Source organism: Chelativorans xinjiangensis, assembly GCF_009812055.1.
GTDB lineage: Bacteria > Pseudomonadota > Alphaproteobacteria > Rhizobiales > Rhizobiaceae > Chelativorans > Chelativorans xinjiangense.
The window spans coordinates 1-15934 of the sequence record NZ_WQNH01000035.1 but is presented as its reverse complement, the minus strand read 5'-3'; the positions used below and the strand labels follow the sequence as shown (position 1 = coordinate 15934).

Here is a 15934-nt window from a genome sequence, read left to right as displayed (position 1 = left end):
GACGATGGCTGATCTGTTCGAAAGCAAAGAGCCCGCCGCAGATGTGGCCAAGCCGTTGGCCGACCGCCTGCGTCCTACACACTTGGACGAGGTGGTCGGTCAGGAGCACCTGACCGGCGAGGAAGGCGCGCTTACACGCATGATCCGCTCCGGCTCGCTCGGCTCGCTCATCTTCTGGGGGCCGCCCGGCACGGGCAAGACCACCGTCGCGCGGCTGCTCGCCGGCGAGACGTCGATGGCATTCGAGCAGATATCGGCCATCTTCTCCGGCGTGGCGGACTTGAAGAAGGTGTTCGAAGGCGCCCGCTTGCGCCGCAGCCAGGGCCGTCAGACGCTGCTTTTCGTCGACGAGATTCATCGCTTCAACCGCGCCCAGCAGGATTCCTTCCTGCCGGTGATGGAAGACGGGACGGTGATCCTGGTGGGCGCCACCACGGAAAACCCGTCCTTCGAGCTCAACGCCGCCCTCCTGTCGCGCGCCCGCGTGCTCGTCTTTCATCCGCTCGAGAGCGACAGCCTGGCGCGCCTCCTGGAACGCGCGGAAGCGGCGGAAGGCCGCCCGCTGCCGCTTGACGAGGAGGCGAGGGCGGTGCTCTTGCGCATGGCCGACGGGGACGGGCGTGCGGCGTTGAGCTTGGCGGAGGAGGCGTGGCGGGCAGCCCGCGACGGCGAGGTTTTCGATGCCGACGCCTTGCAGAAAATCGTCCAGCGGCGCGCACCCGTCTACGACAAGAGCCAGGACGGGCATTACAACCTCATCTCCGCCCTGCACAAATCGGTTCGCGGCTCGGACCCTGATGCCGCCCTCTACTATCTTTGTCGCATGTTCGATGCCGGCGAGGATCCGCTTTATATCGGCCGGCGGCTGGTGCGCATGGCGGTGGAGGATATCGGCCTGGCCGATCCGCAGGCGCTGGTGATCGCCAATGCCGCCAAGGATGCCTACGACTATCTGGGCTCGCCCGAGGGGGAACTCGCCTTCGCTCAAGCTTGCATCTACCTCGCCACAGCGCCCAAATCCAACGCCGCCTACTCGGCCTTCAAGTCGGCCATGGCCGCGGCCAAGGAGCACGGCTCGCTGCTGCCGCCGAAGCACATCCTCAATGCGCCGACCAGGCTGATGAAGGAAACGGGCTACGGCGAAGGTTACCAGTACGATCACGATGCGCCTGAGGCTTTCTCGGGGCAGGATTATTTTCCCGATGTCATGGGGCGCAAAACCTTCTACGACCCGCCCGAGCGTGGTTTCGAGCGTGAGATTCGCAAAAGGCTCGACTATTGGTCGAAACTCAGGCGAGAAAGGGCAGGGGGCAACACGTGACCAAACGTTCTATTTCAGACAATTTTTGAGTGAGACCATGAATAAGAAATCCATCAGGATATTGCGCAAGGCGGTCATTGCTGCGGTGGTGCTTGCGGTTGGGCTTTATTTCATCCCGATCGTCACCCTCCTTTATCTCTTGTGCGGCATTGTCGACGTGCTGCGCAACGACCAAAGGAACGCCGCTCTCTTCAACGGCTATTTTCTCGGCAACGGCCTGTTCACCTGGCTTCTTTCGCCGTTCAACCTTCTTATCGACTTGATATCCTATCGCAATCGCGGCGTATGGCAGCTCGAGCAGTTCCCCGAAGAGTACCGGCGCGAGGTGGAGGAGGTTCTGGCGGTCTTCCAGGAGCGCAGAAACGAGATCATCGCCGACATCGACGCCAAATTCGAAAGCGGCCGGCGCGGCATGTATGTCTATCAGTGGTACGGCAAGCAGCATATCGACAACGTGCCGGCCTTCACGCACCGCTATAAATATATCCGCACGATTGCCGTTTCCGTCTTCAGCGGCCGGGAATCGACGTCGCTCCATTTCGGGCCGCTGAGGCTCACCCTGCGCGTGCTCTACAATCTGGTGCCGGTGAAGACGGACCAGGTTTTCATCGAATGCGGCAACGTCAAGCACTATTGGCACGAAAACCCGCTCTTCATCTTCGACGATACGCTTCTGCACCGTTCGGTGAACGAGTATGACGGGCGGCGCTATTGCGTCTTCATGGACATCATCCGTCCCTCTCCGGTGCCGGGCCTGCTTTCCGGCCTGCTGCGGCTCGTTTCGCTGCTGGTGGATGGGGTGAAGAGGGTGTTCTACAAGAACTGGATCATGATCGGTGCGAAGCCGCGGGGCGGCGCGCCGGCGGAATAGGGCTGGCGAGGCGAAGGGGAGAAGCATGTACCACCTGTTTCTCGTCTGCGTCGGTGCGGCCCTCGGCGGCATGGCCCGTTTTCTTTTGTCGGGCTTCATCGGGCGCCGGTTCGGCGAGACCTTTCCCTGGGGCACGATGGTGGTCAACGTAACCGGGGCTTTTGCCATCGGTGTCGTTGCTGACGCGGTGATGCGCTACGACATGCCGGCCGTCTGGGCTTTCGCCATCACCGGCGGCCTCGGCAGCTACACGACCGTTTCTTCCTTCAGCCTGCAGACGCTGGCGCTGGTAAGGGAAGGGGACTGGCTGCGCGCAGGTGGCAACGTGCTCCTTTCGGTCGGGCTCACGCTCGCTGCCGCTGCCCTCGGTCTCGCTTTAGCCGGTCTTTGGATCGGCGAGAGCCCATGAAGAGGCGGACGGAGCCCCGGCCCGGCAGGACCGCTCTACCGGGTCGGTCTGCCGAGCGCCGCCTACGCCGGTGGAAAATAAACGACACGCTGCTGCTCTACGCGGCGGTGGCGGCCGGCAGCATGATCGGCGCCGCTCTGCGGGCATTTGCTTCGCTTGGCAGCGCGGCTCTTTGGGGAGACGGCTTTCCCCTCGGCACGCTGCTCGTGAATGTGGTGGGCTCCTTCCTCATAGGTTTCTACGCGACGTTGACCGGCCCCGACGGCCGTGTTTTTCCTGGCGCGCGCCAGCGTCAGTTTTTCATGGCCGGTTTTTGCGGAGGGCTGACGACCTTCTCCATGTTCAATCTGGAGACCCTCATGCTGGCGCGTGGTGGGGAGTTGCTTGCGGCGGGACTCAATGTCGGGATTTCCCTCCCCTCATGGCTTGCCGCCGCCTGGCTCGGCCACATACTTGCAATGCGCCTCAACCGGTTGAGAGGATCTGAGCGATGAAAATACCCAAGCAGGCGCTATTGCTGCGCATCTTCATCGGTGAGGACGACAGGGCGGACGGCCGTCCGCTCTACGAGGTGATCGTGCTCAAGGCCCGCGAAATGGAGATCGCCGGGGCCACCGTCCTGCGCGGTGCCATGGGGTATGGCCATTCCAGCCGCCTCCACACCGCCAAGATCCTTCGTCTTTCGGAGGATCTGCCGCTGGTGATCGAGATCGTCGACGGCGAGGAGAAGATCGAGGCTTTCCTGCCCGTGCTGGAAACGATCATGACGAGCGGCCTGATTACGCTGGAGAAAGTTCAGGTCCTGCAATATGGAACGAACGGCGAATGATCTGAACACGGGTGCGGCTCCGGAATGCGGCCGGGCTCGGTGGAAGTGGCGACGATTGGATTCATGGCAGGCGTAGAGCAGATTTCGGTGGAAGGCGGCGAGGCGGGTATGCGGCTCGATCGCTGGTTCAAGGTCCATTACCCGGGCCTCGGCTTCGGGCGGTTGCAGAAGCTCCTGCGTACCGGCCAGGTGCGTGTCGATGGCGGGCGGGCCAAGGCGGACACGAGAGTGCAGCCGGGCCAGACGATCCGCGTGCCGCCGCTGAGCATCGACCGCAAAGGTGCGCCGACGACCATGCGCACCATCCGCGACCGCGGCGACGGCGAAGTGCTCCAGCAGATGCTGCTCCACGAGGATGAGAAGGTCTTCGTGTTCAACAAGCCAGCAGGGTTGGCCGTGCAGGGCGGCTCCGGCGTCAGCCGCCACGTCGATGGCATGCTGGAGGCCTGGCGCAGCAAGAAGGGAGAAAAGCCGCGATTGGTGCATCGGCTCGACCGCGACACGTCCGGCGTGCTTGTCGTGGCGCGCACGCGGCTTGCCGCCGTAAGGCTCGGCGAGGCTTTTCGCGCGCGGGAAACGAAGAAGATCTATTGGGCGCTGGTGAAGGGTGTGCCAAAGAAGGCGCAGGATCGCATCTCGACCTGGCTCGTGAAGGAGCTGACGCCCGACGGCGACCGGGTGCGCGTGGCACGCCATGGCGAGCCGGATGCCGACCATGCGGTCTCGAGCTACCGGGTGGTCGAGCAGGCCGGTACGGCGCTTTCCTGGCTGCATATGGAGCCGTTCACCGGCCGTACCCACCAGTTACGCGTCCATGCGGCGCTCATCGGCTGCCCGATCATCGGCGACCCGAAATATTTCGAGGCGGAGCAAAACTGGGAGCTGCCGGGCGGCATCCAGAACCGCCTGCACCTGCACGCCCGCCGCCTCGTCATCCCGCACCCGGACGGCGGTACGATCGATGTCACGGCCGAGCTTCCGCCGCACATGCAGCAGAGTTGGAACCTGCTCGGCTTCGACCAGGCGGCGGACGAAGACGCCGAGTGAAGAGGGTTTGCCCTTCTTGAGGTGACGGCCCGCCGCCCACTGCCTATATGAGTGCCATGCGCGATATTCTGAACGATCTCGACAACGACCCGCGTCTTTCCGACCCCGATCCGGTGCGCCGCGCGCAGAAGCAGATGCGCACACCGCTGCCGAAGCGATTCTATGCCAAGGTGACGGTGGTCGAGGAGGGCGAGGGGTACAAGGTCCTGCTGGACGAGCGGGCGGTGCGCACGCCGGCCGGCGCGCATGTGGTGCTGCCCAGCCAGCAGGCCGCGCATCTGATCGCCCAGGAGTACCAGGCGCAGGGCGAAGAGATCGATCCCATGACGATGCCCGTCACGCGGCTCGTCAATACGGCGATCGACGGTGTGGCGAGCGATACGCAGGTGGTCGCCGAGGATATCCTGCGTTTCGCCTCCAGCGACCTGCTGTGTTACCGCGCCGACGCCCCCGATCGCCTGGTGGCGCTGCAGGCGGAGGCTTGGGACCCGGTGCTCGACTGGGTGGAGGCGGAGCTTGGCGTGCGTTTCGTTCTGGCCGAGGGGGTGATGCATGTGGAGCAGCCGCGGCAGACGATCGCCGCCGTCGGCGCCCACCTGCGTCCCCGCCGCGAGCCGCTCAGGCTTGCAGCCCTGCATGTGATGACCTCGTTGACCGGCTCGGCGCTTCTGGCGCTGGCGGTCGAGGCCGGTGCCGTCGACGCCGAAGCCGCCTGGCAGGTGGCCCATGTCGACGAGGACTGGAACATCTCCCAATGGGGCGAGGATGCCGAGGCCGCTGCGAGGCGTGCGGCACGCAAGCGCGATATGATGGGCGCGGTGGCGCTGCTTGAGGCGATGGGAGTGAATAGTGAATAGTGAATAGTGAATAGTGAAGAATGTGTTTCCCCTGCTCGGCCGCTCCTCTGATTTCTATTCACCACTCACTATTCACTCTCTACCGCCCGAACGTCTGGTAGAGCATGGCGGCGATCTCGCTTTCCAGCGGGAAGGACAGCATGCCCATCACCGAGTAGCCGAGAAGCCAGGGCATCAGGTAAAAGCGGATCATGAAGAAGAACCACGCCACATAGACCGGCACCAGGAAGCGGACCAGGAAGCTTGGTGTGATCGGTGCGAAAAGGCGCAGGAGCGGATCGGTTGCACGCACGAAGAAGCGCATAAAGAAGAAGCTGGAATCTTCCGGAAGGAAGATGTTCATCGCCGCCCGCCCGATCAGCGTCCACATGACGACGCCCAATACATAGTCGATGACGATTACCCAGATGGGGAAGGCGGTCAGCGTCTGCTGCATATATTGATTCCCTCGGCACAAGTTCAGGGGCGGGAGAATGTCCCGCCCCTGATGATTTTGGCAAGCCGCCTAGTGGCCTGACCCAAACAGATGGGTACCATCTGTCAGGATCGCACCACTAGTGCTTGGCCGCCAGGATTGGCGGTCCGACGGGAACGCGCGTGTCTTCGACCATCCGCTGGATCTCCTCGTCGGGTGCCGGCGTCATGAGGGTGACGACGACCATGGAAACCAGGCTCGCAGCCATTCCGACGATGCCGAAGCGCAGATTGTCCAGGCCGATCCAGGGCGCCATGATCGGGTACGCAGCACCTGCCCCATCCCAGTCGTTCACGAGATAGAGATAGAGCGAACCGGAGAGGAAGCCGATGGCCATGCCGGCGATAGCTCCTTGCCTGTTGGCCCGCTTCCACCACACGCCGAGCGTGAGCGGGAAGAACAGACCGGAGCAGGCGAAGCAGAAGGCCCAGGCCACCGCACCCAGAATGCCGGTGAGCTGCAGTGAGGCGATCAAGGCACCGAGCGCACCGATGCAGATGAGCAGGATGCGTGCAACGATCAGCCGGACGGAGGTGTCTGCCTTCGGATCGATCATCTTGTAGTAGAGATCGTGGCTGAGCGCATTGGCAATCGCCAGCAGCAGGCCATCCGCCGTCGACATGGCGGCCGCCATGCCGCCGGCGGCAACGAGACCGGAAATCACGTAGGGAAGACCGGCGATCTCAGGCGTGGCCAGGACGACGATATCCGGCCGCATGAAGAACTCGTTGAGCTGCAGGATACCGTCTCCGTTCTGGTCGGTGATGGCAAGGAAGCCGACACTCGACCAGTTCTGTATCCAGGCCAGCGATGCCACCTCCTCGAAGGATTTGCCGATGATGGCCGTCGGCAGGCTCGGATCGAGGAGCTGCAGTTTGGTCAGCGTGGCAAGTGCCGGTGCCGTGAAGTACAGAAGGAAGATGAACAGGAGCGACCAGGCCACCGACCGTCGCGCCGAACGCACCGAGGGCGTCGTGAAGTAGCGCATCAGGATATGCGGCAGCGATGCCGTTCCCGCCATCATCGACAGCGCCAGCGTCACGAACTTCCATTCCGCGTATTCGCCCACGGGCCCGGTATGCGGCGTCATCAGCACCGACAGGCCAGCGATGGCCTCGGCCGGCGGATTGAGCCCGTACTCCGCCTCGAATTGCGAAAGCGTGGAAGCCGCCTCGCCGTAGGTGAAGTGCGGAATGATGCCGAAGCCCTGCACGTTGGACATCCAGATAACCGGCACCAGATAGGCGATGATCAGCACGATATACTGTGCGACCTGGGTCCAGGTGACGGCCCGCATGCCACCCAGCATCGAGCACAGCAGGATGCCGAGAAGACCGAACCAGACGCCGACGGAGAAGGGAATATGCAGCGCGCGCGCGGCAATGGTCCCTGTGGCGTTGATCTGCGCGGTCACATAGGTGAAGGAGGCGACCACCAGCACGACGACGGCACAGAAGCGCGCCAGATTGCCGCCATAGCGGGTGCCGATGTAATCGGGCACCGTATAGCAGCCGAACTTGCGCAGATAGGGCGCCATCAGCGAGTTGACGAGCACGTAGCCGCCGGTCCAGCCGACGATGAAGGCCATGTAGCCGTAACCGCCGAAATAGATGCCGCCGGCGAGCGCCACGAAGGAAGCGCCCGACATCCAGTCGGCAGCCGTCGCCATGCCGTTATAGACGGCCGGCACCTGGCGTCCGGCCACGTAGTAGGCATCCACCTCCATGGTGCGCGACAGCCAGCCGATCAGCGCATAGATGGCGATGGTAAAGGCGACGAACAGAATGCCGATCGTATCGGCGCCCACGCCCAGCTGTTCCAGGATCGCCATGAGAATGATGAAGGCGATGAAGCCGCCCGTGTAGATTCCGTAGACGCGGCCGATATTGTCTAGGAATCGTCCTTGGATAAGAGCCATGTCGGTCCCCCCTCACTCTTCCTCGCCAAAGCCGAACTCGTCGTCGATCGCGTCCTGCCGCCAGTTCTGGAACCAGATCAGAACAACGAACGCGATGAGCGAGCCCTGCGCGATCATGTAAAACCCGAGCGGGAAGCCGAGGAACGTCACGTCATTGAGCGTTCCGACCAGCGTCGGGATAATCAGCGCGAAGAACGCCCACAGGGCCAGGACCAGGATCGTCAGGTTCCTGGTTTTTTGCCAGTAGCGGTCTCGCACATCTGTGCTTTCAGCGGACATGGTGTCCTCCTCCCTGCGAATCGCAGCGACTAAAGTCGTTGCCGGACGCCATTGCCCGCGAAGCGAATCGCAACCACAATGGCACTCCCTAAGTCTTGGCCATCCGCCCGGTAAATGGAATTCAACATTGGTCGTAAGTGAGAACGCCTCTTCTGCCGCCGACGGCTCCTTCTGGCACCGTGCGGCGGCGCTTGTTCGTCAGGCAGCCCAGCGCCTTCGCGTGCGGCGCGAGACGGGTCCCATCGACACGGTCGACGCGCTGGCCCGCTTCGCCCATACACGGGCGGCCTTCGTGGCGCAGAAGAAGCTCTACGGCTACCTCAAGGCGCGCATGGGCACCCGGTATCCCTCGATGTTCGAGGACGCGGTCTTCGTGGAATCCATCAATGTCGCCAAGCGCCATGTCTTTGCCGCCTGCCTGTCGGACATCGCTGTCCATTCGGTGGCGCGTGTCGTGGCGGCGGGGGGGCTGGAAGAGGAGGCGGGGCGCCTGCTTGCCCTTCACTGCTACGATGCGGGTTTGGACGCCAACCGTGACGACCTTGAGGACGAGGCGATGCTGGCGGCGTGGCGCGCCGCCTTTTCCGCGCGGCTCGCAAAGGCGCATTGGGAGAACCTCGCCGCCGGTGGCGACAGCTTTACCGAGAGCCCGCAGGCCCTCTACCACTGGGCCCCCATCGACGAGACACTGAAGCGCTACGACCGTGAGATCGTCGAGAACTCGATCCGCTTCGCCTGGGCCGAAGTCACCCGCGACTTCCGCAAGCGCGCCGTGCCGCAGGCGATTGCGGAGGACTTCCGCGCCGCCTCCTCCGACTGAAGCATACGAAAGAAGCTATTTTAAAATCAAAGGCTTCAACAAAAAACCTCCGCTTCTTCATAAAGCGGAGGTTTCTCTTCCAATAACGTGCTGCCTTAGCGGTTGGCGATCGACACGTAGTCGCGTTGCGTGGCGCCGGTGTAGAGCTGGCGCGGGCGACCGATCTTCTGGTTCGGATCCTCGATCATCTCCTTCCACTGGGCGATCCAGCCGACCGTGCGCGCAAGCGCGAACAGCACGGTGAACATGGTGGTCGGGAAGCCGAGCGCCCGGAGCGTGATGCCGGAATAGAAGTCGATGTTCGGATAGAGCTTCTTTTCGATGAAATACTCGTCGGTCAGAGCGATGCGCTCCAGCTCCAGCGCCACGTCCAGCTGCGGATCGTCCTTGATGCCGAGCTCGCCGAGGACCTCGTGGGTCGTCTTCTGCATGATCTTGGCGCGCGGGTCGTAGTTCTTGTAGACGCGGTGACCGAAGCCCATCAGGCGGAACGGGTCGTCGCGGTCCTTGGCCCGGTCGATATACTCGGGGATGCGGTCGACCGTGCCGATCTCGGCCAGCATGTTGAGCGCCGCCTCGTTGGCGCCGCCATGGGCCGGTCCCCACAGGCAGGCGATACCGGCGGCGATACAGGCGAAGGGATTGGCGCCCGAGGAGCCGGCAAGCCGGACCGTCGAGGTCGAGGCGTTCTGCTCATGGTCGGCATGCAGGATGAAGATGCGGTCCATGGCCCGCGCCAGCACCGGATTCACATGGTATTCCTCGCACGGCACCGCAAAGCACATATGCAGGAAGTTGGCCGCATAGGACAGCTCGTTGCGCGGGTAAATGAAGGGCTGGCCGATGTGATACTTATAGGCCATCGCCGCGATGGTCGGCATCTTGGCGATCATGCGGATCGAGGCGACCATGCGTTGGTGCGGGTCGGAGATGTCGGTGGAATCGTGATAGAAGGCCGACAGCGCCCCGACCATGCCGCACATGACCGCCATCGGGTGGGCGTCGCGGCGAAAGCCGGTAAAGAAGCGGGACATCTGCTCATGCAGCATGGTGTGCCGCGTCACGCGGTAGTCGAAGTCCTCCTTCTGCGCCTTGGTGGGCAGTTCGCCGTAAAGCAGCAGATAGCACACCTCCAGGAAATCGCCGTGGTCGGCGAGCTGCTCGATGGGGTAGCCGCGGTGCAACAGCGTGCCCTCGTCCCCGTCGATATAGGTGATCTTGGATTCACAGCTCGCAGTGGACGTAAAGCCGGGATCGTAGGTGAACATCCCCGTGTCTTTGTAGAGCGAGGAGATGTTGATGACGTCGGGACCGACGGTACCTTCCAGTATCTCGTATTCGCGGTTCTCGCCACCAAGTTCCAGTTTCGCAGTCGAATTGGCCATGGCAATCACCTCTCTGTTCTTGAAACTTGGGGCAGGAGTCGTGTCGCCATAAGGATGACGCTCAACCGCCGCCAGGGTGGCATCTAGCTAGCGCATTTGCCCCGGCGTGCCAAGCTTGACAAGGGCGAATATCGCGCTGCAACATAAGCAGTTACGTCGCTGTCCGCTTCGCCTGATCGCCGATGCGGGCGAGTGCTTCTTTGCGGCCCAAAACTGCGAGCACATCGAAAATGCCGGGAGAAGTGGTGCGCCCGGTAAGCGCGGCACGCAGCGGCTGAGCCACCTTGCCGAGCTTGCGGTCGGTTCTCTCCGCGAAGGCCCGCACCGCGGCTTCCGTCGTCTCTGCCGTCCAGTCTGTCAGGGCGGAAAGATCCTCGGCCAGGGCGGCCAGCATGGCGCGCGCTTCGTCGTCGATCAGCGCCGCCGCCTTTTCGTCAGGCGCAAGCGGCCGTTCGGCAAAGAGGAAACCGGCGCCGTCGATCAGCTCGACAAGCGTCTTGGCTCGTTCCTTGAGGCCGGGTAGGGCGGCGCGGAGTTGCGCCTTGCGCTTTTCGTCGAGGCGGTCGAGCAGTGCTTGCCCGCCCTCAAGATGGGGCAGCGTGAAGACGAGGATGCCGAGCAGCGTATCGTCGTCCGCTTGGCGCATATGAATGCCGTTCAGCGCCTCCAGCTTCTGGAAGTCGAAGCGCGCGGCCCCCTTGTTGATGTCCTCGATCTCGAACCATTCGACCATCTGGTCGATCGACATCACCTCGTCGTCGCCATGGCTCCAGCCGAGGCGGGCGAGATAGTTGCACAGGGCCGCCGGCAGATAGCCCATGGCACGGTAGGCCTCGACGCCCAGCGCCCCGTGGCGCTTGGAAAGCTTGCCTCCGTCCGGTCCGTGGATCAGCGGCACATGCGCCATCGCCGGCACCTCCCAACCCATGGCCTTGTAGATCAGGGCCTGGCGGGCGGCGTTGGTGAGGTGGTCGTCGCCGCGGATGACGTGGGTGACCCCCATGTCGTGGTCGTCCACCACCACCGCATGCATGTAGGTCGGCGAGCCGTCGGAGCGCAGGATGATGAAGTCGTCGAGGTCCTTGTTGGGAAAACGCACCTCGCCCTGCACGCGGTCGTGGATGACCATCTCGCCCGCGCCGGGTGCCTTGATGCGGATCGTGGGCTTGATGCCCTCCGGTGCCTCGCTGGGATCGCGGTCGCGCCAGGTGCCGTCATAGCGTGGCGGCCGGCCCTCAGCGCGCGCCTTCTCGCGCATCGCCTCGATTTCCTCCGCCGTGGCATAGCAGTAATAGGCCTCGCCCTTGGCCACGAGTTCCTCGGCCACCTGCCGATGGCGGTCGGCGCGGGCGAATTGCGAGATCGGCTCGCCGTCCCACTCAAGCCCAAGCCACTTCAGCCCGTCGAGGATCGCCGCCGTTGCTTCCTCGGTTGAGCGCTGGCGGTCCGTGTCCTCGATGCGCAACAGCATCTTGCCGCCCGTGTGGCGGGCGTAGAGCCAGTTGAAGAGCGCGGTGCGCGCGCCACCGATATGCAGGAAGCCGGTGGGCGAAGGCGCAAAGCGGGTGATGACGGGTTTCGGCATTGTTCTTCCGGGAGCGTTGGTGCGCGCGGTCCGACGAGCGGCGGCTCACGCGGGTAGAAATTGGCTGCCTGTCATGTAGCATAGGCGGGTTGGGGCGCAAGCCTGTGGAGAAGAACGGGCATGGGGGGCGAAAAAGCAGCCGTCGCCGAGGGCGAGCGGGCGCAGTTTCTGCCGGCGGCCGTCGCGCCGGAGGGTTCTGTGTTGCCTGCTGCCAGGAGCATATCGGCGCCGGACGTCGCCGCAAAGCCCTTGGCCGTCCTGGTAGGGCAATTGTCCGCCATTCGCCTTTCCCATGCCCTTGCGAGCGAAGCAGCACGCGGTGCCCCGTTTCTTTGTCTGCCGGTGCTGATGGCGGCAGGCGCGGTCTTCTATTTCGCGCTTTCCCGTGAGCCCGGCTGGCCGATGCTTGCGCTTCCCATGGCGTTCCTGGCCGTGTCGACCTGGCTGTCGCGCACCAGGGTCGCCCTGTCGCTCATCTTCGGGGCCTTGCTGGTCTTCATGCTCGGCGTTGCCGTGGCGAAGCTGGAGACCTTGCGGTTGGCCACGCCGATGGTCGGCTCGGACGTGACGACTCGCATCACCGGACGCCTCGTGCGCCTTGAGCACCAGTCGAGCGGCCGCATCAGGCTCACCGTGGACCTGCTTGCGACCCAGCGGCCGCGGCTCTCCTATCCGCCGAAGCGCGTCAGGTTGACGGCGCGGGCGGTTCCGCCGGACCTGCGTCCCGGCGACGGCGTCGCCGGGCTGACGCGCCTCATGTCGCCCTCCGGGCCGGTGCGGCCCGGAGCCTATGATTTTTCATTCGCCAGCTATTTCAACCGTCTGGGCGCGGTCGGCTTCTTCATGTCCGGGCCGGAGCGCGTGGAGCTCGACGAACCGCTGCCCGTCTCCGCGCGCCCGGCGCGCTGGCTGGAGACGATGCGCGGGGCACTGGCCGAGCGCATTCGCGCCAAGGTCGGAGGCGCGGAAGGCGAGGTCGCGGTCGCCATGATCACCGGTTTCCGGGCCGGCATTCCGGAGGAGATAAACGAGTGGCTGCGTCGCGCCGGCCTTGCCCACATCCTCGCCATCTCCGGCCTGCACATGGCGCTCGTCGCCGTCACGATCATGTTCATGCTGCGCGCCGGCACGGCCCTCTTTCCCGGCTTCTCCTCGCGCCTGCCGGTGAAGAAGTATGCCGCCGCGGCAGCGCTTGTCATGTGCACGCTCTATCTGTTCATCTCGGGCTCGGCGGTGGCCGCGCAGCGCAGCTACATCATGCTGGCGGTGATGCTGGGCGCTCTCATCTTCGACCGCGCCGCCATCACCATGCGCAACGTCGCCATCGCGGCCCTCATCATCCTCGTCCTGTCGCCGCACGAGGTGGTGGGGCCGAGCTTCCAGATGTCGTTTGCCGCCACGGCCGCGCTGGTGGCGGGCTATGCCGCCTGGACGGATTGGCGCCAGCGCCGCCGCGCGCGCGCCGGCCCACCGCCCGGAGGGCTCCTTTCGCGCGTAGCGCAATATGGCGTCGCCTTCGCACTCGGCCTTGCCGCCACCTCCCTCATCGCCGGCACGGCCACCGCGCTCTACGGCATATGGCACTTCCAGCGCGCAACGCCGCTGGCGCTGCCGGCCAACCTTGCCGCCATGCCCCTTGTCTCGATCCTGGCCATGCCGGCGGCGGTGCTGGCCATGCTGGCAATGCCTTTCGGCCTCGACGGTATATTCCTGAAAGCAATGGGACAGGCCATCGCCGCCGTGATCGCCGTCGCGGAGTGGTTTTCCGACCGCACACCTATCGACGCGGTGGGGCTCATGCCGCTGGCGGCCCTTCTGACGCTCACATCCGCGCTCGTCATTCTCGTGGTGTCGACCACCCGGCTGAGGTTGCTTGCACTGCCGCTGATCGTCCTTGGCCTCGGCCTCGTCGCGGCGCGGCAACTGCCCGATGTGCTCGTGACGGAGGATGCGCGGCTTGTCGGCCTGCGCGGGGCGGATGGGCGGCTTGCCGTCAACCGCTCCCGGCCCAACGGCTTCACCATGGAGGGCTGGACGCGGGCCTTGAAGGCGGAGGCGGTCATCAAGCCGAGGGGAGGCGGGGAGGGTTTTCCGGACCCTCCGGGCGCAAGTGAGACGGGCTTTTCCTGCGGCAACGGGCTCTGCCTCGCCCGGCACGGCAGCAGCGCCTTGATCGCCCACGCCGCTGGAGCGGCGGCCGCCCGCGCGGCCTGCGGAGCCGCCACGCTACTCGTCCTCGACGATGCCGTCGCAGGAAACCCCTGCGGCGCCGGCGTCACGGTCATCACCAAGCGTGAGCTGGCACGGCGGGGCAGTGCCGCAGTCTATTTCGGGGCAGGCGCCACGCCGATGGAGATCCTCTTCTCCATCGAAGAGCCGTGGCGGCCCTGGCACGCCCACCGCGCCTGGTCGCGGGCGGCGCGCGGCCTGCCGCCCAACGAACCCACGAGTTAGCCGAGAAGCGCCTCCTTGTTCGCCTCGAAAAAGCTTTTCAGCGGCCGCGGCGTTATGCCGGAAAGCTTTTCGGCGTCGGCCGTGACCTCGGCAAGGCCGCCGGTGCGGGTGTTGGCGTCGAAGGACACGAGGAGGGGAACGAAGGCTTCCGGCACACCGGCGGCCTTCATGCCTTCGGTAAGGGCCTCGTCCGACAGGTTGACCGCCTCGATCGGCTTGCCGGTCACCGCTGCCGCAAGAGCCGCGATCTCGGCATTGGTCAGGGCTTCCGCGCCCGTCAGGAGATAGGTTGCGCTCTCCTTGCTGCCGGAGGCGAGTGCGGCGGCGATGGCGCGGGCGATATCGTCGCGCGCGATATGCGCGGTGCGACCGTCGCCGGCGGAGGTGAACCATTTGCCGGTCTTGAGCGCCTGCGGGAGCGCCATCATCAGGTTCTCCTGATACCAGCTGTTGCGGAAGATCGTGTAGGGAAGGCCGGTGGCCTTGATGGCTTGCTCGGTGCCGTAATGGTCGGGGGCGAAGAGCACCGGGTTGCCCGGCTCGGGCTTCGGCATGGAGGTGTAGGCGAGGTGGCCGACACCGGCTTCGACGGCCGCGGCGACGGCGGTCTTGTGCTGCCTGAACCGCTTGCCCGGCTCGTCGAGCGCGTCCGTGGAGATGACGAGCACGCGGTCGACGCCCGAAAACGCCTTCACCAGCGAGGTCTCGTCGTCGAAGCTTGCGGCGCGTACGGTCACGCCCTTGGCGGCGAGATCGGCGAGCTTGGACGGGTCGCGGGTGGTGGCGACCAGTCGGCCTGCCGGCACGTTTTGCGTTTCCAGGAGGTGGTGGAGGACGCGGCGGCCAAGCTGGCCGGCGGCGCCGGTGACGAGAAGCGTCTCGGTCATTTTATGAAATCCTTGCGATTAGCGTTAGTCTCAAAATGAGAGCTGCACTAAATTAGGAATTGACGCCTGGGCGTAAAGAAGGCAGTTTTTCGGGAACTGGTTACGCCGAGGGAACCACCTAGTGGTGCGATCCTGACAGATGGTACCCATCTGTCAGGACAAATCGCCCCACCGGATTAATAGTTTGTGGGCTGACTTTCCCAAACAGATGGATACCATCTGTTTGGGTCAGACCACTGGAGCGCCAAGACATGGACACGCGGCCCGCCAATCTGAGAGCCAAGATCGAGAGCTATCGCGCCATGAACGGCGGGGAGGGCAGCTTCGCCGACTGCCCGGTGCGCGATGTCATCGCCAATATCGGCGGCAAGTGGAACTCGCTCATCATGATGGCCCTGGCGGAGCAGCCGTACCGCTTCGGCCAGTTGCGGCGCCTCGTGCCGGACATTTCCCAGCGCATGCTGACGCAGACCTTGCGGGACCTCCAGCGCGACGGCTATGTGCACCGCGAGGTCTTCCCGACCAAGCCCCCCAGCGTGGAATACAGCCTGACCGATCTTGGACACTCCATGTTCGAGCCGTTGCAGGCGCTGATGCAATGGGCCGAGCGCAACCACGACGCCGTGCGCAAGGCACGGACGCGTTTCGACGAGGCGGAGGCGCGCTAGGTCGACCGGTTGCGGGCAACGCTCCAATCCTGTGATCCCGTCAAAAAGCTCCCCGCCGCCCCTTTCGGAGCGGCGGGGGTGAGTTTTGCGGTCAGAATTTTCCGACGACGTTGAGGAAGATTCCCTGGT

16 protein-coding genes are annotated in these 15934 nt (G+C 64.3%); 10 read left to right on the top strand and 6 right to left on the bottom strand.

Going from position 1 to position 15934, the window contains the following annotated elements; genetic code table 11:
• The first annotated feature begins 4 nt into the window (after window positions 1-4).
• The 7 genes from GM910_RS18745 to GM910_RS18715 all read left to right on the top strand — a co-directional run bounded on the left by GM910_RS18745 (window position 5) and on the right by GM910_RS18715 (window position 5334).
• Window positions 5-1321, top strand: coding sequence for a replication-associated recombination protein A (locus GM910_RS18745; protein ID WP_159590008.1), 1317 nt, complete (start codon window positions 5-7; stop codon window positions 1319-1321).
• A gap of 37 nt (window positions 1322-1358) precedes the next feature.
• Window positions 1359-2192 carry an aspartyl/asparaginyl beta-hydroxylase domain-containing protein gene (locus tag GM910_RS18740; RefSeq protein ID WP_159590006.1) on the top strand — a complete coding sequence of 278 codons (834 nt, stop codon included), beginning with the start codon at window positions 1359-1361 and terminating at the stop codon, window positions 2190-2192.
• Window positions 2193-2217: 25 nt separating this feature from the next.
• A complete protein-coding gene (crcB, locus tag GM910_RS18735; RefSeq protein WP_159590004.1) occupies window positions 2218-2601 on the top strand; it encodes a fluoride efflux transporter CrcB in 384 nt (127 codons plus the stop codon).
• On the top strand, window positions 2598-3095 hold the full coding sequence (locus GM910_RS18730) for a CrcB family protein (RefSeq protein WP_159590002.1): 498 nt from the start codon (window positions 2598-2600) through the stop codon (window positions 3093-3095). Before crcB ends, GM910_RS18730 begins: the two co-directional genes overlap by 4 nt.
• Window positions 3092-3430 carry a DUF190 domain-containing protein gene (locus GM910_RS18725; RefSeq protein ID WP_159590000.1) on the top strand — a complete coding sequence of 113 codons (339 nt, stop codon included), beginning with the start codon at window positions 3092-3094 and terminating at the stop codon, window positions 3428-3430. Before GM910_RS18730 ends, GM910_RS18725 begins: the two co-directional genes overlap by 4 nt.
• 63 nt (window positions 3431-3493) lie before the next feature.
• Window positions 3494-4477, top strand: a complete 984-nt coding sequence (locus GM910_RS18720) for an RluA family pseudouridine synthase (protein WP_159589998.1) — start codon at window positions 3494-3496, stop codon at window positions 4475-4477.
• A gap of 56 nt (window positions 4478-4533) precedes the next feature.
• Window positions 4534-5334 (top strand): ATP12 family chaperone protein, encoded by an 801-nt coding sequence (locus GM910_RS18715; protein ID WP_159589996.1) that lies wholly within the window; start codon window positions 4534-4536, stop codon window positions 5332-5334.
• A gap of 79 nt (window positions 5335-5413) precedes the next feature.
• On the opposite strand, the gene GM910_RS18710 is transcribed toward GM910_RS18715, so the two are convergent.
• The 3 genes from GM910_RS18710 to GM910_RS18700 all read right to left on the bottom strand — a co-directional run bounded on the left by GM910_RS18710 (window position 5414) and on the right by GM910_RS18700 (window position 8006).
• Window positions 5414-5770, bottom strand: a complete 357-nt coding sequence (locus GM910_RS18710) for a YggT family protein (RefSeq protein ID WP_159589994.1) — start codon at window positions 5768-5770, stop codon at window positions 5414-5416.
• A gap of 118 nt (window positions 5771-5888) precedes the next feature.
• Complete coding sequence (locus GM910_RS18705; RefSeq protein ID WP_159589992.1) at window positions 5889-7727, bottom strand: sodium:solute symporter family protein; 1839 nt, start codon at window positions 7725-7727, stop codon at window positions 5889-5891.
• A 12-nt stretch (window positions 7728-7739) separates the two neighbouring features.
• Window positions 7740-8006, bottom strand: coding sequence for a DUF4212 domain-containing protein (locus tag GM910_RS18700; RefSeq protein WP_159589990.1), 267 nt, complete (start codon window positions 8004-8006; stop codon window positions 7740-7742).
• 127 nt (window positions 8007-8133) lie between these two features.
• Between GM910_RS18700 and GM910_RS18695 the strand changes: the two genes are divergently transcribed.
• Window positions 8134-8826, top strand: coding sequence for a hypothetical protein (locus GM910_RS18695; RefSeq protein ID WP_159589988.1), 693 nt, complete (start codon window positions 8134-8136; stop codon window positions 8824-8826).
• A gap of 95 nt (window positions 8827-8921) precedes the next feature.
• Here GM910_RS18695 and gltA read toward each other — a convergent pair whose 3' ends face one another.
• Together gltA and gltX are read right to left on the bottom strand one after the other, a co-directional pair.
• Window positions 8922-10211, bottom strand: coding sequence for a citrate synthase (gene gltA, locus GM910_RS18690; protein WP_159589986.1), 1290 nt, complete (start codon window positions 10209-10211; stop codon window positions 8922-8924).
• A 151-nt stretch (window positions 10212-10362) separates the two neighbouring features.
• Window positions 10363-11796: a glutamate--tRNA ligase gene (gene gltX / locus GM910_RS18685; protein WP_159589984.1), complete on the bottom strand. Its 1434-nt coding sequence runs from the start codon at window positions 11794-11796 to the stop codon at window positions 10363-10365.
• A 120-nt stretch (window positions 11797-11916) separates the two neighbouring features.
• On the opposite strand from gltX, the gene GM910_RS18680 reads away from it, so the two are divergent.
• A complete protein-coding gene (locus GM910_RS18680; RefSeq protein WP_159589982.1) occupies window positions 11917-14250 on the top strand; it encodes a ComEC/Rec2 family competence protein in 2334 nt (777 codons plus the stop codon).
• Here GM910_RS18680 and GM910_RS18675 read toward each other — a convergent pair.
• Window positions 14247-15137 (bottom strand): SDR family oxidoreductase, encoded by an 891-nt coding sequence (locus GM910_RS18675; RefSeq protein WP_159589980.1) that lies wholly within the window; start codon window positions 15135-15137, stop codon window positions 14247-14249. The genes GM910_RS18680 and GM910_RS18675 overlap by 4 nt on opposite strands.
• Before the next feature lie 251 nt (window positions 15138-15388).
• On the opposite strand from GM910_RS18675, the gene GM910_RS18670 reads away from it, so the two are divergent.
• Window positions 15389-15805: a winged helix-turn-helix transcriptional regulator gene (locus GM910_RS18670; RefSeq protein WP_159589978.1), complete on the top strand. Its 417-nt coding sequence runs from the start codon at window positions 15389-15391 to the stop codon at window positions 15803-15805.
• Window positions 15806-15934 lie beyond the last annotated feature (129 nt).